The 21351-nt window shown below is 37.9% G+C and carries 21 protein-coding genes and 1 pseudogene; 13 read left to right on the forward strand and 9 right to left on the reverse strand.

What is annotated here, in order from left to right; genetic code table 11:
* Positions 1-19 precede the first annotated feature (19 nt).
* Positions 20-271, forward strand: coding sequence for a DUF6587 family protein (locus BEN71_RS02020; protein ID WP_068973866.1), 252 nt, complete (start codon positions 20-22; stop codon positions 269-271).
* A 408-nt stretch (positions 272-679) separates the two neighbouring features.
* Here BEN71_RS02020 and BEN71_RS02025 read toward each other — a convergent pair whose 3' ends face one another.
* Positions 680-2482 (reverse strand): ABC transporter ATP-binding protein, encoded by a 1803-nt coding sequence (locus tag BEN71_RS02025; protein ID WP_068973865.1) that lies wholly within the window; start codon positions 2480-2482, stop codon positions 680-682.
* Positions 2483-2596: 114 nt separating this feature from the next.
* Complete coding sequence (locus BEN71_RS02030; protein WP_068973864.1) at positions 2597-2986, reverse strand: hypothetical protein; 390 nt, start codon at positions 2984-2986, stop codon at positions 2597-2599.
* A 115-nt stretch (positions 2987-3101) separates the two neighbouring features.
* On the opposite strand from BEN71_RS02030, the gene BEN71_RS02035 reads away from it, so the two are divergent.
* The gene (locus BEN71_RS02035) at positions 3102-3731 is read left to right on the forward strand and encodes an alpha-ketoglutarate-dependent dioxygenase AlkB family protein (RefSeq protein WP_068973863.1); all 630 of its coding nucleotides are present in this window, start codon (positions 3102-3104) and stop codon (positions 3729-3731) included.
* Positions 3732-4066: 335 nt separating this feature from the next.
* Here the strand turns inward: BEN71_RS02035 and BEN71_RS02040 are convergent, their stop codons facing one another.
* Positions 4067-4774 (reverse strand): NAD(P)H-dependent oxidoreductase, encoded by a 708-nt coding sequence (locus BEN71_RS02040; RefSeq protein ID WP_068973862.1) that lies wholly within the window; start codon positions 4772-4774, stop codon positions 4067-4069.
* Positions 4775-5088: 314 nt separating this feature from the next.
* Entirely contained in the window at positions 5089-5877 is a 789-nt protein-coding gene (locus BEN71_RS02045; protein WP_068973861.1) for an IclR family transcriptional regulator, read from the reverse strand.
* A gap of 592 nt (positions 5878-6469) precedes the next feature.
* On the opposite strand from BEN71_RS02045, the gene BEN71_RS02050 reads away from it, so the two are divergent.
* From BEN71_RS02050 to BEN71_RS02060, 3 genes are all read left to right on the forward strand, one after another.
* A complete protein-coding gene (locus tag BEN71_RS02050; RefSeq protein WP_068973860.1) occupies positions 6470-8569 on the forward strand; it encodes an FUSC family protein in 2100 nt (699 codons plus the stop codon).
* A gap of 2 nt (positions 8570-8571) precedes the next feature.
* Complete coding sequence (locus tag BEN71_RS02055; protein ID WP_068973859.1) at positions 8572-8778, forward strand: DUF1656 domain-containing protein; 207 nt, start codon at positions 8572-8574, stop codon at positions 8776-8778.
* A gap of 61 nt (positions 8779-8839) precedes the next feature.
* Entirely contained in the window at positions 8840-9850 is a 1011-nt protein-coding gene (locus BEN71_RS02060) for an HlyD family secretion protein (protein WP_068973858.1), read from the forward strand.
* 94 nt (positions 9851-9944) lie between these two features.
* On the opposite strand, the gene BEN71_RS02065 is transcribed toward BEN71_RS02060, so the two are convergent.
* Genes BEN71_RS02065 through BEN71_RS02075 form a run of 3 tightly spaced genes read right to left on the reverse strand, consistent with a single transcriptional unit; the run spans position 9945 to position 11361 of the window.
* Complete coding sequence (locus BEN71_RS02065; RefSeq protein ID WP_068973857.1) at positions 9945-10310, reverse strand: DUF7716 domain-containing protein; 366 nt, start codon at positions 10308-10310, stop codon at positions 9945-9947.
* Positions 10311-10340: 30 nt separating this feature from the next.
* The gene (gene ruvX, locus BEN71_RS02070) at positions 10341-10814 is read right to left on the reverse strand and encodes a Holliday junction resolvase RuvX (protein WP_068973856.1); all 474 of its coding nucleotides are present in this window, start codon (positions 10812-10814) and stop codon (positions 10341-10343) included.
* Positions 10807-11361, reverse strand: coding sequence for a YqgE/AlgH family protein (locus tag BEN71_RS02075; RefSeq protein WP_068973855.1), 555 nt, complete (start codon positions 11359-11361; stop codon positions 10807-10809). The genes ruvX and BEN71_RS02075 overlap by 8 nt, the downstream gene beginning before the upstream one ends.
* Before the next feature lie 430 nt (positions 11362-11791).
* On the opposite strand from BEN71_RS02075, the gene BEN71_RS02080 reads away from it, so the two are divergent.
* Genes BEN71_RS02080 through BEN71_RS02095 form a run of 4 tightly spaced genes read left to right on the forward strand, consistent with a single transcriptional unit; the run spans position 11792 to position 15177 of the window.
* Positions 11792-13093, forward strand: a complete 1302-nt coding sequence (locus BEN71_RS02080; protein WP_227542644.1) for a COG3014 family protein — start codon at positions 11792-11794, stop codon at positions 13091-13093.
* Positions 13094-13116: 23 nt separating this feature from the next.
* The gene (locus tag BEN71_RS02085; protein ID WP_068973853.1) at positions 13117-13521 is read left to right on the forward strand and encodes a DUF1425 domain-containing protein; all 405 of its coding nucleotides are present in this window, start codon (positions 13117-13119) and stop codon (positions 13519-13521) included.
* A 12-nt stretch (positions 13522-13533) separates the two neighbouring features.
* A complete protein-coding gene (gene lpoB / locus BEN71_RS02090; protein WP_068973852.1) occupies positions 13534-14130 on the forward strand; it encodes a penicillin-binding protein activator LpoB in 597 nt (198 codons plus the stop codon).
* A 51-nt stretch (positions 14131-14181) separates the two neighbouring features.
* Positions 14182-15177 carry a CsgG/HfaB family protein gene (locus BEN71_RS02095; RefSeq protein WP_227542645.1) on the forward strand — a complete coding sequence of 332 codons (996 nt, stop codon included), beginning with the start codon at positions 14182-14184 and terminating at the stop codon, positions 15175-15177.
* A 115-nt stretch (positions 15178-15292) separates the two neighbouring features.
* Here the strand turns inward: BEN71_RS02095 and recN are convergent, their stop codons facing one another.
* Positions 15293-16954, reverse strand: a complete 1662-nt coding sequence (recN, locus tag BEN71_RS02100; protein ID WP_068973850.1) for a DNA repair protein RecN — start codon at positions 16952-16954, stop codon at positions 15293-15295.
* Positions 16955-17067: 113 nt separating this feature from the next.
* Here recN and BEN71_RS02105 point away from each other — a divergent pair.
* The 4 genes and pseudogenes from BEN71_RS02105 (at position 17068) to BEN71_RS02120 (ending at position 20690) form a co-directional block, all read left to right on the forward strand.
* A pseudogene (locus tag BEN71_RS02105) lies at positions 17068-18379 on the forward strand (tetratricopeptide repeat protein).
* A gap of 83 nt (positions 18380-18462) precedes the next feature.
* On the forward strand, positions 18463-18786 hold the full coding sequence (gene ppnP / locus BEN71_RS02110) for a pyrimidine/purine nucleoside phosphorylase (protein ID WP_068973849.1): 324 nt from the start codon (positions 18463-18465) through the stop codon (positions 18784-18786).
* 177 nt (positions 18787-18963) lie between these two features.
* Positions 18964-19716: a 23S rRNA (guanosine(2251)-2'-O)-methyltransferase RlmB gene (gene rlmB / locus BEN71_RS02115; RefSeq protein ID WP_068973848.1), complete on the forward strand. Its 753-nt coding sequence runs from the start codon at positions 18964-18966 to the stop codon at positions 19714-19716.
* Between the two features lie 56 nt (positions 19717-19772).
* Entirely contained in the window at positions 19773-20690 is a 918-nt protein-coding gene (locus BEN71_RS02120; RefSeq protein ID WP_068973847.1) for a DMT family transporter, read from the forward strand.
* Positions 20691-20702: 12 nt separating this feature from the next.
* On the opposite strand, the gene coaE is transcribed toward BEN71_RS02120, so the two are convergent.
* Positions 20703-21314 (reverse strand): dephospho-CoA kinase, encoded by a 612-nt coding sequence (coaE, locus tag BEN71_RS02125; RefSeq protein WP_068973846.1) that lies wholly within the window; start codon positions 21312-21314, stop codon positions 20703-20705.
* Positions 21315-21351 lie beyond the last annotated feature (37 nt).

The raw sequence follows: 21351 nt of genomic DNA on the forward strand, positions 1-21351 counted from the left end.
AATCAGCGAGGAGTTTGAAATGGTTGAATTATTGATTATTACAGCATTGGTGATTTGGAGTGCAATCTTCGTATTTAAGAAAGTATTTCCCAAGTCAGCGTATTCGGTGTTTTCTAAGCTTGCTCAATTTTGCCGATCAAAAGGTTGGAATGGGTTAGCAAAATGGATTCAACCTGCCATGGTTGCAGGCTGTGGCGGTGGTTGCGGTTGTTCAACCAGTGACGCACCTACACAAAAGAAAGTTGAAGTCCAAGCGGTAAAGTGGAAATAACAAGGTCATTTATAAATTTCAAATGAAAAGCCATTCTGACGATAGAGTGGCTTTTTTATTCTTAATAACTGATGTGATAGATGTCTTTTTAAAACTATTTTAAAGCTTATTTGACGGAGTCTTACATCAAGTATTTGGATTTAGGGTTTAGCCTGCGGCTCGCCTTACTTTTTTTCGGAAAAATGAGAAGCGAAGCTTCGCAAGAAAACCACCTTGCGGAGCGTTGCTCCTCACCGCAAAACTCGTCAACATCCGTCAAATTTTTCAATACATCACAGAAACATTAACTTGTATATTTAGTCCTGCCTCAAACAGTTGCGGATGACGTTTTCGCGTATCCATATTCTTCAAGGTTTAGAGTAGGGTTTTTATCTCACTACGTACATCATTCAATAAATACTTAGACAATCAACTATGCGTTTCTTCCTCAGCATCATCTTCAAAAGTTTTGGCAATTTTTTCAATATTTAAGCTCTTCGCCATTGCATCAAAAATCTCTTTATACGTTCCTTCTTGATGATAAAGCTGATGATGTTCACCGTGTTCTACAATATGCCCATCTTTCATTACATAGGTATAATCCGCATCAATAATTTGCGACAAACTATGTGAAATCATAATCACAGTACGTCCTTGTTTGATCTCATCCAAACTCTGTTTGATTTGTTCCGTCGCAATCGCGTCTAAACTTGCAGTCGGCTCATCTAAAAAGATAATCGGAGGATTCTTCAAGAACATACGTGCGAGCGCAATGCGTTGTTGTTGCCCGCCCGATAATAAAAGTGCATCGGCTTCATAAGCATGTGGAAGCTTTAAAATTTGCTCATGAATAGATGCTTTTTTTGCAGCTTGAATCACTTCATCATTACTGGCATCAGTTTTACCATAACGAATATTTTCTAAAATAGAACCTTGGAAAATATGATTTTTCTGTAGCACTAAGCCAATATTTTCACGTAAATAATGCGTATCAATTTGTTCGAGATCAATGCCATCAAGCTTGATGCACCCCGAGTTTGGTGTATAGAACTTATCGAGTAAACTGATCAGCGTTGATTTTCCTGCACCAGACAGCCCAACCAATGCTGTGATTTTATTCGGTTGAATAGTCATATTGATGCCATGTAGAGCTTGATGACCATTTGGATAGGTAAAATTAACATTTTCCAGTTCAAATTTGCCATGTAAGGCAGGCTTGTTTGAACCACTTTTTTCTATTTCATTATCGGCTTCTAAAATATTAAAGAAGCTCTCTGAATAGATCATTGCTGAGTTAATTTCATCATAAATTCGATGCAAAGAACGAATCGGGGCAGACACGTTATTAAATAACAACACATGATACATGATCATCCCGATGCTCATTTTACCTGCAAGGACAAAATAAGCGGTGAGAATGATGATCAGGACAACACCCACTTGTTCAATAAAGGTTTTTAAACCATCAAAGATGTAACTGGTTTTACGTGTCTGCATCTGATTTTCAGTCAGAGATTTTTGTAAATTCAATTGTTTGGTTGATTCTACCGCTTCTTTATTAAATGATTTAATCACCGTAATCGAGTTGATAATACTCAAAATTCCTTGATTCTTTTTTTCAAAATTATCACGCAGAGCACGACGTTTACCTGAGAGTTTTTGTGATTGTTTATAGGTCAGCCAGAAGTAAATTGGAACAATAATTGTGGCGACCAAGCCGACCCAAAAATTGGCATAGTACATTAACCCAAGCGCAATAATTGCACTGGTAAATAACGGTAAAATATCAATAAAAAAGATTTGCACCAATCGTGTCAAAGAGCTCACACCACGATCAATACGGGTTTGTAATTTACCTGCTTGGTTGTTTTGTTGATCAAAAAAAGCTAAACGATAAGTAATAAATTTTTCAATAATGCCTTGTGATAAATCTTGTGAAATTAAAATTCTGAGTCGTTCACCAAAGGATTTTTGTCCAAACTGTACAATGGCATTGATGATTTCTTTACCCAATAATACGGCTGTAATGGTGATGAGAATATGCCAACCTTGCGTTAAACCTTGTCCTGTTTGGAGCAATTCATTGATACTGTCTACGGCATATTTCAGTGTCAGCGCATTGACCTGTGCGGTGAGTGAACCGATTAAAGTCAGTACGAGTGTGATGATGACGAGCCATCGGTATGGTCGTACAAATGGACGTAATTTTTGGAAGAGTTGCCATAAATTCATAGACAGTTGTTTTTATTGGGAAGCTTAATTGCAGTCTACGGCTGAATTTTTTTTGTCACAAGTCTGTGAATTGTTTTGAATTGTCACAAATGGGAATACTTGGAATTTTCCCATTTACTCTAAGTCTTCTCGATCAATATCTTCTTGAAATTGATGACTAAGTTTAAATCCTAATTCATCCAGTTTTGCAAAATAAGACAAGTAATCTTCGTCTTCCATATCATCAGGAAGATTTTCCCAAAGAAAGCTTGCTATCCATTGATACCAACGTGGTGGAGCAGGGTAACGATGTAAATAAGCCACTTTCTCATCAAAATTCATTTTCTGTTGGCTCATCCATTCACCTAAAAACATGAGATGAGATTCACCAGCACCCATTCTCCAGCCCATACTATAGGGATGAAATTCTGGAGCAAAAGTCCATGGTGGTGGTACTTCGCCATATTCTTCTAAGTATTTTCTAATTCCCTCAATGTACCAAGGTTGATTCGCATATTCTCCCATTTCTATATCCTTTTATTCTTCGTAGATAAAACAGTTAAATTTGGTAAAACAATAGCACTTGTTTCATTAAATGGATTGATTCATTGTGAAATAAAGTTAGAACGTATTTGAAGCCATGAATCTTGAACTTTTTGAGCCACAGCAAAATGATAATTTGCTACCCAGTGATGGGGTCGTGAAAGACTATGGCTTAATTTTAGATGATGGGCAAAGCCAAAAGTATTTAAACTATTTTCTTCAGCATTTGGCTTGGCAACAGGATGAAGTCTATTTGCATGGTCAATATTTTCAAACTGAACGAAAAGTGGTTTGGTACGGTGATGAGAATTATCAATATCATTACTCAGGGATGGCGAAACAAGCACATGTGTGGAATCCCGCATTATTCAGATTAAAACAACACATCGAAAAGCTGACAGGGCATTCTTATAATTCTTGTTTGGCAAATTTATATGAAAATGGCACGCAAGGTGTCGGTTGGCATAGTGATGATGAGCCATCTTTAGTTTCGCCTGAGCAAGAGGTGGTGATTGCATCATTAAGTTTGGGTGCAACTCGAAAGTTTAGTTTTAAGCATAAATGGACAGCTGAAAAAGTCGATTTGTTATTGCAAAGTGGTCAGTTGATTGTGATGCAAGGGCAGACTCAGCGTTATTGGAAACATATGTTGGCGAAATCCACACGAATTTTTGAGCCTCGTGTGAATTTAACTTTTCGTTATTTTTATTCAAATACATCGAAATAGAGAGTTAGCAATTTTCATAAGATTCATTGTGACGGAGTCTTATAGGTTTTGTTCATATATTAGGACTAACCACTGCGTCTTGCGCTTTGTTAAAGCAATGCTTTAATTTGCTCAGGTTCGAGTTACTTTTGATAAGGCAAAATGAGAAGTGAAGCTTTGCAAGGAAACCATCTTACGGAGCGTTGCTCCTCATTCGCAGAACTCGTCTGATACCGAAATATATCAAAATTATCGCAAAAACATTAACGAACGAATTGTGTCCTGCCTCAAACAATTGCGAAGGACGATTCCGCGTATCGAATGTTGACGAAAATTCATATTGAACTCAAATTATTCTATCCTTTAGGCAGTGGATAAAGCTTGTCATCAAACTGCTCTAGTTTCGGAAATTCTAAAGCTTTTAAATTTTCTAAATTGCTTAAATGTTGTTGGTAATCCACTAACATTTGTTGACGAGCTTCATTTGAAATATAAGGGACATGATAGGCAACAAAAGGTGGAAGTACTTCAAAGCCAGCATAAGCCAAAGTTCCACGTTGAATGGGTAAAAGCAGGTCTTCAATCGAACCATGAATCGCATGATCTCCAAACATGTGTTCACGTCCACCGAGGGTAAAACTGAGCATGGCTTTTTTACCGACCATCCCACCATGATTATAAAAACGTTTGCCACCATAGAAAATGCCTGAAACAAAGACGCGATCAATCCAGCCTTTTAACATTGCAGGCATAGATGTCCAATACATTGGAAAGTTTAGAATCACCAAATCAGCACGTTGGACTTTTTCGACTTCGACTTGAATATCTTCAGTCAACGTATGTGTTTTGGATGAATGACGTTGTTCTAAGGCATAGTTTAAATATTCAGCATTGCCACGACTATGAAAGTCTGCTTTAGATGCCACAGGATTAAAATCCATTTCATAAAGATCAGATACTTCAACGTGGTGACCTAAGTCTTTTAAGACTTGAATTGCATGATCTTTTAGCGCTGTGGTAAATGACTGTGGTTCAGGGTGTGCATGTACAATGAGGATATTCATAATTTTCTCTAATTCCATCTCAACTTTTTGTTGTTCAATTTCTACAGTGTTTTTTGATTATTCATAAATCAGTATGCTTCGCCAATTACCTTAAGCATTATTTTTATGGCTGAAAAGTACATTCAATTGTAAAAGTATTGGGTATAAAAAAGCCCATGCAAATGGTGGCATAGGCTTTCTTACTCTGAAGAAACATTGTTTTCGTAAAAACAATGTTTATATCATGGAATACTGAAGAACATAATCATATTATGAGAATATTTAAACTTAATCAAGTGATAAAAATATTACAAAATATTAAATTATCAATGTGTTTAAGGTTGCAGTTCAGTCAGTTGGTCATTTGCAGATAAGGCTTGATAACGTTTTTCAATCTGCGATGCTGAATCTTGCAGTGTTTCGATCAGCTTTTGGAGGTTTAAAAATTCAAAGCGGTTTTTTGAAGCAAGTACGGTCAATGCCATCGGTGCTTCTTTACTTGAAAATTTGATTGGAATAGAAAGCCCTGAAACATTAGGATCTAATTCTCCTTGTGAAAAATAGTAACCTTGTTTCTTGATTTTTTTCATTTTATTGACAAAGGTTTCTTCGTTTTCAGCAAAGCCAGCTTCTGCCAATTGTGTCGCAAATTGAGTGTAATATTCATGGATTTTCTGCTTTGGCAGATGTGCCATGATGACTTTAGGTGAAGAACCCATAAACACAGGGCGAGGGCAACCACGACCATACGAGAGTAGAGTTTCATCACGGTACACTTCATGATGTATGTCGATACAATAGTCATCATTCAAATGGGTCAGTAAACAGCACAATTCGGTACGGTTTGAAATTTCCTGCATAAAAGGCTTACTGATTTGAACCAAAGGATCAGTTGTTCTGGAAATATAATCCATGACTGCAATTTTAGGTCCAAGTGTGTAATCACCTGAAGTGCCATTTAAGCGTTGCAAAATATCGGCTGAAACTAATTCTTTCAGATAGCGATAGCTGGTTGGTTTTGATAAGCCAAGTTCTTCACAAATCACATCAACATTAATTACAGGGCGAGACACCGAAAATAAATCCAATACGGTGAGAATTTTGCCAAAACTTGAAAGTGCCATTGATGACCTACTCAATTAGTGAGAATCAAAAAATAAAAAATTAATGTTACGTTATAACAAATTGTCCGGAAAAAAACAGCCAAATTTGCATTGTAAATGCAAATGATTCTACATTTTTCAATTTGGTGTAGTTTTTGAGAAAAGTACACCATGGGGTGATGTTTATTCGAAATATATTATAATAAATTATCAAAATAAGATATTAATATTGACTTTTAGGTGTTTTTTTGAAAAAATTAGCAATATGAATATCCAATGATGAAAGTTAAACTTTGAGAAAAGCTTAGAATTTCAGCATAAATTGAGTCATTCTCTACTCAAACGTTGTATTTGAACAAAAACATTCAATAAGAAGTCTATTGAATGTTCATATTATTGTTCGCTTATTCACATATTTAAATTTTTTACGAACTTCACTGTTTATTGATTTAGATGGTGCAGTTTTTTGGTCGCTCTAAAAAATCAAAATGTGATGTATGCAACTAAAATTGTAATAATGACGCTGTATCTTTCAGAGATTTTAAGTCGAAGGACAGCCGTTAAAAATTGCAATGGAGAAGCCAAATAAAATTTAAGTTATAGCGAGCGCAAAATGTTACTGATCAAACCACTATTGGCTTTTAGACCCAATAAATTGGATTGGATTTTTGCGAGCAAAACTTTTATTGCGGGGATGTTGGCTCTTTATATCGCCTTTGAATTGAACCTCAGTTATCCGATTTGGGCGATTGGTACCGTATTTGTCACAGCAAACCCTTATTCAGGTATGTTGGCTTCAAAAAGTATCTATCGTCTTTTAGGTACATTATTTGGGGCGATTTTTGCACTTGCCGTCACATCACATTTGATCAATACGCCGTGGCTATTCGTTTTTGTACTGGCAACTTGGGTCGGAATTTGTCTCTATCTTTCACTCATTGATCGTTCACCTCGAAGTTATGTGGTGATGTTGGCAGGATATACCGCGGTTATTATTTGTTTTAACTCGATTTATTATATTGATATGGTTTCAATTTTTGACATGGCGGTCGGACGCTTTTTAGAAATTTCTTTGGGCGTGGTTTGTGGCTCTGTGGTATCCGCAACGATCTTTCCGATGCATATTGGACCTGTGGTACAAATGCGTGTGTCTAAAACCTTAGCAGATACTAAACAAGCTTTTGATTCGATTTTATCCGATCCTAAACATTTGGATAATTACACACAACTCTTAGCCAATATCACACGGGATACCTCGGATATTCATACCATGGCAGAGCATTTGAGTTATGAAAAATCAAAATTTAAAGGCATGACCAAACCGCTACAAGAGTTATTACATCAAATGACGATGTTGGTTGCCAATCTGGTTGCAATGTCTGAACGGATGAAACAGCTTGATCAAATTGATTTAAATTATCGTCCATATCTCCGTGAATTCCATCAATGCATCGATCAGTTTTTAGATCAGCAAAAAAACTTAGAAGATCATGAATTAAAGCATTTACCAGAGAACTTTGATTCAGATTTTAAAAATATTGCGCTACATGCAACATCTGAACAGCAAGTTATTCTGGGCAGTTTGAAAATGGATATTCGCCATTTTATTCAAAATGTTCGTGCCGTACAGTTAATTTGGCAACGCATCCAAAAAGGTGATAGTACATTACCTGAATCGATTACACCGTTGACCACAGCCTATCCAAGTTTACATCGTGATTATGGTATTGCAGTACGTGGTGGTTTATCTGCATTTCTTACCACACTTATAGCGTGCTCATTTTGGATACTGAGTGGTTGGAAAATGGGTTTTATGATGGCTGAAATGGCAGCGATCAGTGCATGTATTTTGACCTTTTTAGATGATCCAGTGCCTGCATTAAAAATGTTTATTCGTGCCAGTATTTACGCTGCATTCTTTGTCTTTATTTATGCATATGGGATTTTTCCACATATCACAGCGTTTTGGCAATTAGCACTGGTTTTGGCGCCATTCATCATGTTCTGTGTGATGTTGTACCTACATCCACCTTTACATGGTTTGGGCTTACCTTTGATTATGAGCACGATCATGGGTTTAAATCTTCAAAATCGCTATGCCATGGATCAAGTGACATTCTTTGATGCGTCTATTGGTACGGTGATTGGACCTGTGATCGCGGTATGCATGGTACAAATGGTGCGTGCAATGTCACCAGAAATGACCGTGCAACGGATGCTCGCTCTACATTATAAAGCGATGCGTGAAACCATTCTTATGCCTTATGGCACAGGTTTTAGAATACATTTGCGCAGTATTCTGGATCGTATTGGTGTGCTGAATACCAAGATGATTCAGTCAGAACATCTCAAAGTGGAAATTAATAAGGCATTGATTGAATCCAGCGCTGCGATTGATTTAACCCGTTTACAAGAGCTGATGAAAAAACTGCCTGCGGATTCTATTACTGCGCTGTCTATTGCCAAATTACAAAGTCTACTGAGTCAGTGGTTAAGTGAGCGTGAAAGCTATCAAGTTGATGAAGCTTTGCAACATCAATTGATTCAACAGTTTTCTCAAGTTGTTGCAGATGCGCAAGCTGTGGGGGATGAGGATATTCGCCATCGTATTGAAATTTCAGTCAATAACATTCGCAATAGCATTTGCCATATTTCAGTCGTAGATACTCAAGCAACAGAACCACAAACGACAACAACTTTAATTGGAGCATGAATATGGGTGAGTTAAACATTTATGGCATTTATGTTCCGATATTTTTGATACAAGCCGTGATCGCCTTTGTGATTTGGAAATTTGTTTGTATCGGTACAGACCGTTTGATTGAGAAAGATTTAATCGCTTTGCCTGGTATTTTTAATATCAGCTTATATCTGATTATTTTATGGATTTTGCATTGGGTGGTGATTCAAATCACCACTTAATTGTCGTGATCGGTTGCTAGGTGTTGTGTTGTTTTAAAAGTTTAATGATTGGACAAGTGAAATGAATAAGTTTGATGTGCGTAAAGTAATACGCCCAGTCTCTTTGGCTGTGGTGGTCATCATCGCGATCTTTTGTGGACTACATATTTGGAATTATTACAATGCTGAACCGTGGACACGAGATGGTCGTGTACGTGGTGATGTGATCCAAGTGTCCTCAGATATTGCGGGTTTGGTCACTGAGGTGATGGTTCAAGATAACCAAACTGTGAAAAAAGGGCAGACTCTATTTAAAATTGATCTGGCACGCCAAACTTTGGATGTTGAACAAGCCAAGTCAGATTTAGCAAAAGCACAATCAGGATTGGCGGAAGCGGAAGCAGGGCTTGCAGAAGCCAGAGCTAATATTGTCAAATCCAAAGCCAATATTAATCTTGCAGATAAAAATGCCAGTCGCTATTCAAACTTGATGGATGGTGCAATCTCTAAACAAGAGCAAGATCAAATGTTTGCAACACGTGATCAATCACATGCTGAACATCAGCAACTTGAAGCAGCTGTGCAACAAGCCGAAGCCAATATTAAACAGCAAAAAGCCTTAATTGAAGCAGCAACCAGCAGTGTGCATTTGGCACAGCTCAATATGCAACGTTCTGAGGTGGTTGCTCCAGCGGATGGGACGTTGTCTAATTTTGATTTACGCGCAGGGAATTATGTCAAAGTTGGACAAGCTGTAGCTGCTTTATTAGATCGTAAACAACTTTATGTAGTCGGGTATTTTGAAGAAACTAAACTCAATAAAATTCATTTGGGTGATCCAGCAACGATTCAGTTGATGGGGGATTCTGAGAAATACAAAGGGCATGTTCAAGGGATTGCTTCAGGTATTGAAGACCGTGAACGGACGACTTCTTCAGGCTTATTGGCGAATGTGAATCCTACATTCAGTTGGGTTCGTTTGGCGCAACGTGTCCCTGTAAAAATTGTTTTAGATGATGTTCCACATGATTCATTAGCATTTGTCGCAGGGCGTACCGTGACTGTACATATTTTGGAAAAACCGAAAAAGTAGTAGCTTCAAACTGATTCAGATCATTCAACTTTTGACCCACCGTGAGGTGGGTTTTTTTATTGAATAAGGCTCTGAGAAGTTTATAAATACATCATTAGTTTAGATCCAGAAAATTATCTTTTTCTAAATAATGGTTTAGAGCATGAACCAGTTCCCCATCTGTCGCATTTGGTTTTTGTTGTATAGCTAAATCGATAACGTCCTGAATATTTTCATCTGAACATGAGTAACTAAATCTATGTGCAATCACATCTTCAGGATAGATTTCAGAATCATCATCCGACACACTGACAGTGTTGCTGATTAAAATTTTTTGCCCTAAGAAAAGAGAATCTTCTTTTGTATAAATTGCATAGAAAAAAGTAGGATCATACTTTTCAGAGCGCTCAATCTTCTGTTTGACCAGTTGAATAAAATCTTCAATCAAATAGATTTTATGTTTGAAATTAGCTGAGTTCATTTGGACATTTCAATTCATTTAACAATCTGATTAAGGCACTAACCCTTCAGGATTACGATACCAACTTTCGATAAATAAAGCGGCAGCAATACTATCCGCAGATATTTTTTTCCCACGACCTTGTGCTTGATAATGATCTAACTCATGACGAGCTTCACGGGTGGTAAGACGCTCATCGACCATGAAGGTTTCAATATTGGTTTGATGACGAATACGACGTGCAAATTTACGCGCACGGGTCGATAATTCAGATTCAGAATCATCCATATTTAGCGGTAAACCGACTAAAAATAAATTCGGTTGATGCTGTTTTACAATTTTTAAAAGTTCATCCCAATTTGGAATCCCATCTTTCATCGGGAAAAGTGCAAGCGGTGTAGCACTTTCAATCAGTGAAGAACCCACCGCCATTCCCATTTTTTGTGTACCAAAATCAAAAGCCATAATTAATTTTGGAGAAGTATTTTGTGAGGAAGCTTGTTGCGGTGGATTTAAATCAGGCATGTCCAATCTCAGAAGATAACCAAGTACGATCAATGCCTATTTTACGATATGCAGCATCCCAACGGTCGGTATAAGGTAAATTAAATACCAAATCCATATCAGAATCGCAGACTAACCAATCACCACGAGAAATTTCCCCTTCAAGTTGGTTCTTCGTCCAACTGGCATAGCCCAACGCGATTTGATAGCGTCCTACGCCTTCATTATGGGCAATTGCATCTAAAATATCTTTACTTGTGGTGATACACAGATTTTCCCCAACAGCAATCGACGAATGCCAAGTCGGTTGACCTGTATGTAACACAAAGCCTGCTTCAGGACGTAAAGGGCCACCTTGCAACACTTCATGTGGATGAACATTATCTGCTTCTATTTCAAGATCATTTAAAAGTTCTTTGACTTGAATCCCCGAAGGTCGGTTGATAATAATGCCTTGAGCACCCTCTTCATCGTGTCGAGCGATATAAATGACTGTATTGGCAAAAAAATCATCTGCCATTTCAGGTGGTGCAATTAGACAACGATGTGAAAGATATTGTTTGCTCAATATGCAACTCCTTTAATCCATTCAAATTAAGCTTTTAATTTTTTAAGAATATTCATGTCTATATAAATAGCATACTTCAAAGAAATAGTTTGATGATTCTTACAAAGGTGTGAAAAATATGCCATATTAAAACTCAATGTGTTTAAAAAACAATCAAACAAACTATTGAATAAAAATAATAATTTGCTTGCTATTTAATCTAAATTAAATGAATACGGTTAAAAAATATGATTCACTGATCATTCGATGTAATTTTGTTTAGTATATGTTGAAGATGTAGTTTTTATATAATTTCAATATTCAAGATGAATATTGAAACTATTGTTATTGATTTGTAATATCTCGCGCATACTTTATTAATAATCATAATATTATGGAATTTTCATTCACGAAAAATATTGGGGTCGCTTGTCTATCATTGGCTTTATCCATGAGTGTTCAAGCAGGGGTTTTTAGTACATATGAAGAGGATGGGGCACTTTTTAGAAGTGATCTGAATAGTCAGATCTCAGCACCGACTTTAGCCAAATTTGATAAAAATCTATCTTCTAAAGACGCCGTGTTGTACAACTTAGAAAAAGCACGTCTATTGCAAGTGAATCATCAGTATGAGGAAAGTGCTGATGTGTATAAAAAAGCCTTTGAATTACTAGAAAAGCAAAATAATCGTGCCAAAGTCAGCGTTTCTCGCCTTGGTTTTAAAGCACTTTCGATGCTGAGTAACGATTCAATCGTACCTTATGATGTACCCCCTTATGAGCAAGTTCTTGCACATATTTCTCAAGCGAAAAACTATATCTTTTTAAAAGATTCAGAAGCTGCAAGTGTTGAAATGCGAATTGCACAACGTATCCAGCGTGAAATTGAAATTGATCATGAAAAAGAGTTAGAGAAGAAGTCTGCAAAAGCCAGTAAGAATGAACCGAGTAATCCCGCTTTAGAAAATGTCGATGAAGCTTTCGCAGGACTAAATACGATTGCTGGGAAAATAAAAAATACTTACCAAAATGCTTATGCATTTTATATGGCTGCCAATCTTTGGGAAGCCGTTGGAGAATCCAATGATGCGTTGGTTGATTATAAAAAAGCTTATGAATTGCAACCAGATACAAACTTAGCCAAAGATGTACAACGTTTAGATCGTAGTCCAGCTCGTGGTAAAGGTGCTGTGCCAGTTATTGTATTTATCGAACAAGGAATTGTACCTAAAAAAATTGAAAACAAACTGGCTTTACCGATGCCAAACGGCATCATGAATATTGCATTTGCAACTTATGAACCAAGTACCTATGTCAATCCTGAAAGTCTAAATATCAAACTGGGCAATAAAGCACAACGCAGCTTTGTATTGAATGATATTGGCGCACTTGCAGTAAAAGATTTAAAAGAAAAAATGGTGGGAACGGTCACCAGTCAAATTCTGCGTGCAACGACTAAATATGCAGCTCAACAACAATTGGGACAGCAACTCGGCTCTCTAGGACAGTTGGCTGGCAACTTGATGAATATTGCTACAGAACGTGCAGATTTACGTGCATGGTCAACCTTACCGAGTAATACCCAAATCGCGCGCTTTGATGTCGCACCAGGAAAGCACAATCTACAGATTTTTGGAAAACGTGCTAACAGTGAGCCTGTGAGTTTGGATGTAGCAGCGAATCAAACCGTATTTGTTTATGTCAATGATGTGAATGAGCGTATCACGACCAGTATCAGTACCATCAGTTATTAATTTTTTAAATTAGAGAAAATGCAATGAAAACATTATTAAAGCTCAGTTTATTGGGTGTGCTTTCTGCAACAGTTGTGGGCTGTACAGCGCCAAATGCACTGTCGACCAAAACAGCTGCAGATGGCACTTATTCTGTGAAAACAGTGGGGAATAACCCATGGTTAAACACCAAAGTTTCGGCTGAGCGTATCTCAATGGCTTATGCAGGGGATTTGAAAAAAGTTTCTTTAGGCATTAAGGGTGATTGGTTTGTGACCAAAGAATTTTTATACAAAATTGTTTGGGTCGATGCAAATAACATGGAAATTAGCCCAGAAAGTTCAATCTGGAAACCAATTCAATTGGCAGGTCGTGAAACGAAAACAGTTCAATCTGTTGCACCAAATCCATCGGCTGTTGATGTCATTGTTTATTTAAAAGGTAATTAAGGAAATAGATCCATGAATATGAAATTAGTTTTGGCTTCGGTTGCCACTGTAGTTGCATTAACGGGTTGTGCAAGCACTCAGGTGAATTATGGTGATGCGCAGTCTGTTGAAACATTAAACAAAGATTTTGGTTCTACAGATCTACAAATGATTGCTGATAAAATGGTGACAGATATGTTGTCATTCCCAGTGGTTGTACAATTGACGCAAAACCGTCGTCCAGTGATGTTTGTAGATAAAATTCGCAACAAAACTCAAGAGCATATCGACACTGAATCAATCACTGACACGATTCAAAACAAATTGATCAATTCAGGTAAATTCCGTTTTGTTGATATGACTGCTGCCAATGCGATGGCAGATCAATTGAACTATCAGAAGAACAGTGGTTTAGTGAATCAAGCGACTTCTGTAAAAGCAGGTGGTCATATTGGTGCTGAATACATGCTTAACGGTAACCTTTCAAGTATCGTGAAAAATGTTGGTGGTAAGAGCGATGTTTATTATAAATTCACTTTAAAACTACAAAATGTTCAAACCGGTATCGTTGAGTGGACAAGCGAAAAAGAAATTCGTAAATCAGCAAAACGTTCAGCATTTGGCTTATAAAATCATTTTAGCGACTGTCTTAGGCAGTCGCTTTTTTTCTTGAAGATGAGAATGATGAAAAAAATATTACTTGCCGCAATTTTAGCAGGAGTGTGCAGTAGCAGCGCATTTGCAGCCCTAAAGGAAGTGGTTAAAGAAGCAACTGGAAGCGGTGCAACACAGCATCAAGCTATTTCAGAAGCACTTTTAATTGCTGTACAGTCTGTTAATGGTGCAACGGTTGCGCCACGTGCTGATATTGAAGAAACAGTTGAAATGTCTGTGAGCAATAATCAGTGGAAATATTCAGGTAAAGTTTCACCTGTATTTAGCGTGGATAATACTGGATCAGGTTCGGTAACAAAATTCCAAGTATTGAGTGTAACGGGCTCAAAAAATAACTATCGTGCTAAAGTTCGCGCGCATGTAGTTCAATTCCAGTCTACGGTTCAAGATCAACATTTGCGCCGTATCGCAGTATTGCCATTCCAATTTGCAGAGAAAAATAACCGTTCCGCAGCAACAGATTCAGCGGGTGAGTTTAGTGTAGAACTAGCCGATGTTTTAGGCAATTATCTTGCACAATCAGGTCAATTGAGTCTGGTAGATCGTCATTATCTTGAAGAAATGATGTATGAAAATGCATTCTTACAATGGGATGGCGCACCACAAGAAATGGCGCGTATTGGTCAAAAAGTAGGTGCAGACTATTTATTGGTTGGGCGTATTAATAATTTGTCTGCTGCAAATTCAGATCGAATGTATGGTTTGAATAAAGGTGCTGAACAAATCCGTTTAACTTGGCGTGTAATCGAAGCGAATACGAGTAAAGTGGTGGCTTCAGGAACATTCAATCGCGCTTTGAACAATAGTTCTTTTCAAAATATGTTGAATAACAATTTAGATGAGAATAGTGCTGAAAAAGTTGCACAAGGACTGAGTCAAGAAGTATTGGCAGGCTTGAAGTTACAGCCTTCGGTAGGTACTTATGGCAATCAAGGTTCAAGTTTTACCCCAACTTATGATATGACACCTGGGTCAAGTGAAAAACCGATTAAGTGGGATTAATCGAGATTGATTATTCTGACAAAAAAACCAGCCATTTCGATGACTGGTTTTTTTGACTCTATTTTTGATGAATTGCGCTTAAAAGTATTTTCCAGTTTAGGCAAGTGAAGACTTATTAGGCATGTTGAAACTTAAGTTGTCGTAACTGTTTGGCATGTTGCAAAGTCGTTTCACTAATTTCAATACCACCCGTCATTCGTGCCAATTCTAAAATACGTTGATCTTCCTCAAGCTCAACAATGGTACTGCTTGCAGGATCAGTTTGTAATTTTTTCACCAGTAAATGCTGATCGGATTGTGCTGCAACTTGGGCTTGGTGGGTAATACATAAAATCTGTACGTGCTGTCCTAAGTCACCTAATAGGCGACCGACAATTTCAGCGGTCCCACCACTGATCCCGACATCGATTTCATCAAATACCAACACTTCAGCATCGGTTTTTTCAGCATTCATCACTTGCATGACGAGGGCAATACGGGACAATTCACCGCCCGATGCAACACGTGCCAAAGGCTGTGGCGGAATGCCTTTATTGGCTGTGAATAATAGCTGAATAAAACTAAGTCCTTCGGCAGATACTTGCTCTAAAGGTTCAAACTTAAATTCAAAATGTGCTTCAGGCAGTGCCAATTGTTTGACTTGTTCCGTTAATTGTTTGGCTAATGGTTCAGCGGCATCACGACGAATTTGATCAAGATATTGTGCTTTCTCGATAAAGGCTTGATGCGATTGTTCAACTTGTTCAGCTAAAGCTTCAGGATCTTCAAGTTGATGAAGCTGTGAAAGTTCAGCTTGCCAAGTTTCATACTGTTGTTTTAACTCGTCAGGTTGAATACGGTATTTTCGGGCTAAACGATGAAAAACTTCAAGTTGAGTATTCAACTCATCCATGCGTTCAGGATCAAAACTTTGACGGTCAATAAATTGACGTAAATTTGCAGTCGCATCATCAATTTCACTTTGCGCATTGATCAGAGAATTATAAATCTCAGACAGTTGTTCGCTACGTCCTGCATGTGATTCTAAACGACGAATAATCGAAGAGATTTCTTGGCCAATATTCTGCTCAGATTCATCAATGACATTGATGCTATAACTACAGTCTTGCATGATGTGTTCATGATGACTGAGGCGGTCAAATTCTTGCTCTATTTCTTTATAGTCGATCTGTACAAGTTCTTCGAGTTCTTCGATTTGTAGTTCTAAGGTGCCTATGCGCTGTAAGCGATTGGCTTGCGCATCAATCGCGGCTTGATGGGTACGAATATTTTTTTGCCATGTACTATAAGCATTGCGAACATCTTGGGCAGGTTGGTAAAAATTACTATAGCGATCAATCCAATGCTTTGGATAAGGTGGTTCTAAAAGTTGTTGTTGACTGTGTTGGCTATAAAGTTGAACCAATAAACGTCCAACTTCTTTTAATTCAGACAGACTGCTTGGGCGACCATTAATCCATGCCTTACTGCGACCTGTAGCAAATATAACTCGTCTTAAATGGATTTCACCAGATTCGTCATCTAACTCATGGGTTTTTAACCATTCAGCTTCTGGGCTAGTGTCCTGATAACTAAACACCGCAGTAATATCTGCTTTTTCTGAGCCATAACGGACATAGTTGGTATCCGTGCGTTCGCCTAAGCAAGCTGACAAAGCATCTAATAATAATGATTTACCTGCACCTGTTTCGCCTGTGAGTACATTGAAGCCCTGATTAATATCGATGGCAAGGTTATCGGCTAAAGCAAAATTGATTAGATTTAAGTGTGTCAGCATAAACGCATCCAAGCTGCGAACGATTAGGTTCTAAGATAGTCAAGTTTTGTTTTTGTCACAAGTCAGAAAATATTCTAATATGAGGTATTTTATACATTCTAAATAATTTTAATATGAAAATGAAACTACCTTTGCCTAAGCCTCCAAATAATATGCACAAACAAATGAGTACGGCAGAGTTAAATAAAAAATTAGATCTTGCCTCTAAAGCATTTAGATCAGCACTAGCGCGAAACAACTTTGAAGAAGCATACCAAAAGATTCTTCCAGCACATCAAATTTTGCCGCAACATCCAAGTATTTTGATGGATTTAGCATATACAGAATTAAGATTGCACAAATTTGATTTAGCATATGATCATTATAAAAAAGCAATTAAATATAGTGGTGCTAAAGTTGACCCCAATATTTATGATGGTTTAGCAGAAGTATGCCATTTTTTAAATAAAAAAGATGAGCTTGTCCAATATGGGCGATTGGCTTTAGAAACTAAAAAAAAATATGGTGAGCAATGAGCCAATCCTGAAACACATCCAAACACCGCCTGAAGCATTTAATCCACATCAGCCAAAAGAAAATATCATTGCATTTTCATTGTTTGGAAATTTGGCACGTTATTGTGAAACTTCCATTATTAATGTGGATTTGGTTAAAGAGATTTATCCTGAGTGGACGTGCCGTTTTTATGTCAATGACACGGTAACGGATCTGGTCAAACAGCGACTCAGAGAAAAAGGTGCAGAAGTTGTTGAAGTGACACAAGCTCAAAATCAATTGTCTGGGCTGTTTTGGCGCTTTTTTGTGATGGATGATCCGACCGTTAAGCGCTTTTTGATTCGTGATGCTGATTCACTGGTATCGTATCGTGAAAAAGCCGCTGTAGATGCGTGGTTGAAGAGTGATAAATGGTTTCATACCATGCATGATTCATATTCACATACTGAGCTAATTCTTGCAGGGATGTGGGGTGGCTGTTATGGCATGTTTGAGAATATTGAGCAGTTGATTCGTGACTTTATTGTTACTGGGCGCTTTTCCAATACACGTGTTATAGATCAGCATTTTTTACGCTGTGCGATTTGGCCTACGATCAAGCAAAGTGTCTTGATTCATGACAGCCAAAGTTTTGAAGTGGATGCTATGCCATTTCCAAAACATGAACAATATACTGATTTTGAAGGCTTAAGCCAGTTTCATATTGGGATGAATGAAGGTTCTGGAAATTTGAAATTAGACGTAAAATTTCCAAATCAGAAACAGGTTTTTTGGACCTTGCTGGATGAAAATGAACAACAAGTTTGTCGATATATTGCAGATGTTACAAAAGATCAGCAGATTGTATTGGATGTACCAAGGTCATATGCACGACAGATCGAAAAGCAAAATTGGAAAATGCAAGTAGATCTATTTGAAAACAATGAATGAAACATAGATTGATTAGTTGGTGAGGCAACATTAAACTACTCAAAACATAATTTTTATAAATGCGCATTATCTGGAGAATACGCATGTCAACTCAGTACGATCATGTATCCGTAGTAAAAAAATCGAATGTATATTTTGGCGGTTTATGTATTAGTCACACTGTTCAATTTGAAGACGGAACGAAAAAAACTTTAGGCGTGATTCTTCCATCAGAAGAAGCTTTAACTTTTGAAACACATGTACCTGAACGTATGGAAATCATTTCTGGTGAATGTCGCGTTAAAATTGCAGACAGTGAAGAAAGTGAATTGTTCCGTGCAGGTCAGTCATTCTATGTACCAGGCAATAGCCGTTTTAAAATCGAAACAGATGATGTTTTAGATTATGTATGCCATTTAGAAGGTTAATCTAAAGCTCCATTTTTCAAAGTGTAGATTGGATTGTCTTTACGAGTTTGGAAAATAAGCAAAGAATTTTTAAGCTAAATCGGTTAGACTAGATCATCAAATAAAATCCTGTAAAGTTGGCTTTGCAGGATTTTTCATTTCTATATTTCTATTATCGTGTTGTTAATGAGGTCGTTCATGGCGAAGTCCGAATATTATTATGGCGTTCATTCTGTGGAGTCATTATTGGAGTTAGAACCTGAGCGTGTTTTGACCTTATTTACCTTGAAAGGACGTGATGATCAGCGTTTGCAAAAGATTTTACAACTGGCTGAACCATTTGGAATCAGTGTGCAAAAAGCCAGCCGTGAAAGTTTGGAAAAACTGGCAGGGCAACCTTTCCATCAAGGTGTCGTGGCTGCAGTACGTCCACATCCAGTGCTGAATGAAAAAGACCTAGATCAATTACTTGAGTCTTCAAATCAACCTTTATTATTGGCTTTGGATCATATTACTGATCCACACAATCTCGGTGCTTGTATCCGAACTGCTGCGGCAATGGGTGTGGAAGCGGTGATCGTACCACGTGATCGTTCAGCGACTTTAACACCGACTGCTCGTAAAGTTGCGGCAGGTGGTGCTGAAAAAGTGAAGTTTATTCAAGTGACTAACTTGGCACGTACATTGGGTCAAATCAAAGAAAACTACAATGTCCGTGTTGTTGGTACAATGTTGGATGAGAAAGCATTACCAATTCAAAAATTTGATTTTACAGGTACAGCAGTCTGTGTGGTGATGGGGGCTGAAGACACAGGCTTACGTCCAATCACTCAGTCGCATTGTGATCAAACGGTCTTTATTCCAATGTCTGGAAACCTACAAAGTTTAAATGTCAGTGTGGCAACAGGGATGGCGTTGTATGAAGCATGCCGTCAACGACAAACAAGCTAATTCACTATTTTTAGTGTCAATTTAATTATCAGTCCGCTGTAAATTAGAGAAAGATCATGATGACCTCCCGTACCCAAGGCTATTTATATGTAGCAATTACCATGTGCATTTGGGGCGGGTTTACCATTACATCAAGGTTGAATGCAATTTGGCATATCAGCCCTTGGGACATTACAGCTTTACGTTTTTCTCTGGCATTTTGCATCTTAATGCCAATTCTGCTTTATAAAAAAGACACGGCATTTTTATTTAAAAAAGAACCTTTTATACTCGCTATGATTGGTGGGGTTGCTTATTGCCTAACTTCATATAGTGCTTTTCACTTTGTCCCCGCAGCGCATGCCGCTATTTTTCTCAATGGTTGTATTCCACTGTGTACGGCTTTAGCAGGTTTTTTCTTATACAAACAGCCTTTTGATAAGCATACGTGGATCAGCTTGGTCATTATGATGACTGCGATTTCTGCCATGAGTTTCTTGATGTATGAAGAAACAGGTGTTGCTTTTGGTTTTGGTGATTTTCTATTCTTCTGTAGTGCAATTTGGTGGGGGATCTTCACCGTCTTGTTACGTCAATGGAAGCTCTCAGCATGGCACTCGATGGCAGGAGTTGCGATTTGGTCAGCGATTATTTATGTACCAATTTACTTATTGTTTTTGCCGAAGCATTTAGATCAAGCAACTGTACCGCATCTAGTGATGCAAACACTCTTTCATGGGGTGTTTGTGGTGATTATTGCAACCTTGGCTTATGTTGAGGCGATTAAGCGTTTAGGTGCGTTTAAGACGGGCAGTATTGTCACACTTGCACCGTTCATCGCTGCAATTATTGCTGTGCCGTTGCTGAATGAACCGCTTAGTCTTGCGATTATTTGTGGCTTGATTGGTATGGGAATCGGTGCTTTACAGCCTTGGCGTTGGTTTGCCTATAAGGACAGTTTGCAAACCAGTTTAGAGCAGCAGCATAAAGATTAAGTCATCCGCTATTTATTGGCTGTTTTCGCCTTTAGCTTTGCTTAAATATTGTTGATGCAATGGGGCAAGTTTGGCGTGTAAATGATCAAGATGCCCATCATTTAACACAATATCATCAGCAAGTTGTTGTTTTTTCTCTCGCGACATTTGTGCTGCAATAATTTTTTGAATTTGTTCAATGGATTGTCCATCGCGCTGTGATGCACGTTGAATTTGTAAATCCTCACTCGCATCAATCAACAGTGTATGTTGTGTGAGCTGATGTTGATTGGTTTCAAAAAGCAAAGGTGATACCAAAATCACATAGGAACTCGTCGCTGCTTGGAGTTGTTGAATGATCGAGGTGCGGATCGCAGGGTGGGTGATTTGTTCGAGTTGATGACGTGCTTCAGGTTCTTTGAAAATATATTCACGTAAAGCACGACGATCGAGTTCACCATTTTCAAGGAGTACCCAATCACCGAAAGTTTGCTGAATTTGTCGTAGAGCAGGCTGACCTTTTTCGACAATTTCTCGTGCCACAATGTCAGCATCAACCACAGTAATTCCTTGGGTCTCGAACCATTGACTCGCAGCAGACTTGCCGCTACCAATTCCACCTGTTAAACCCAAGATAAATGACATGGTTGATTCCTGATTTTATAATTTAAAGTACTTTAAA

This window comes from Acinetobacter wuhouensis (genome assembly GCF_001696605.3).
GTDB classification, from domain to species: domain Bacteria; phylum Pseudomonadota; class Gammaproteobacteria; order Pseudomonadales; family Moraxellaceae; genus Acinetobacter; species Acinetobacter wuhouensis.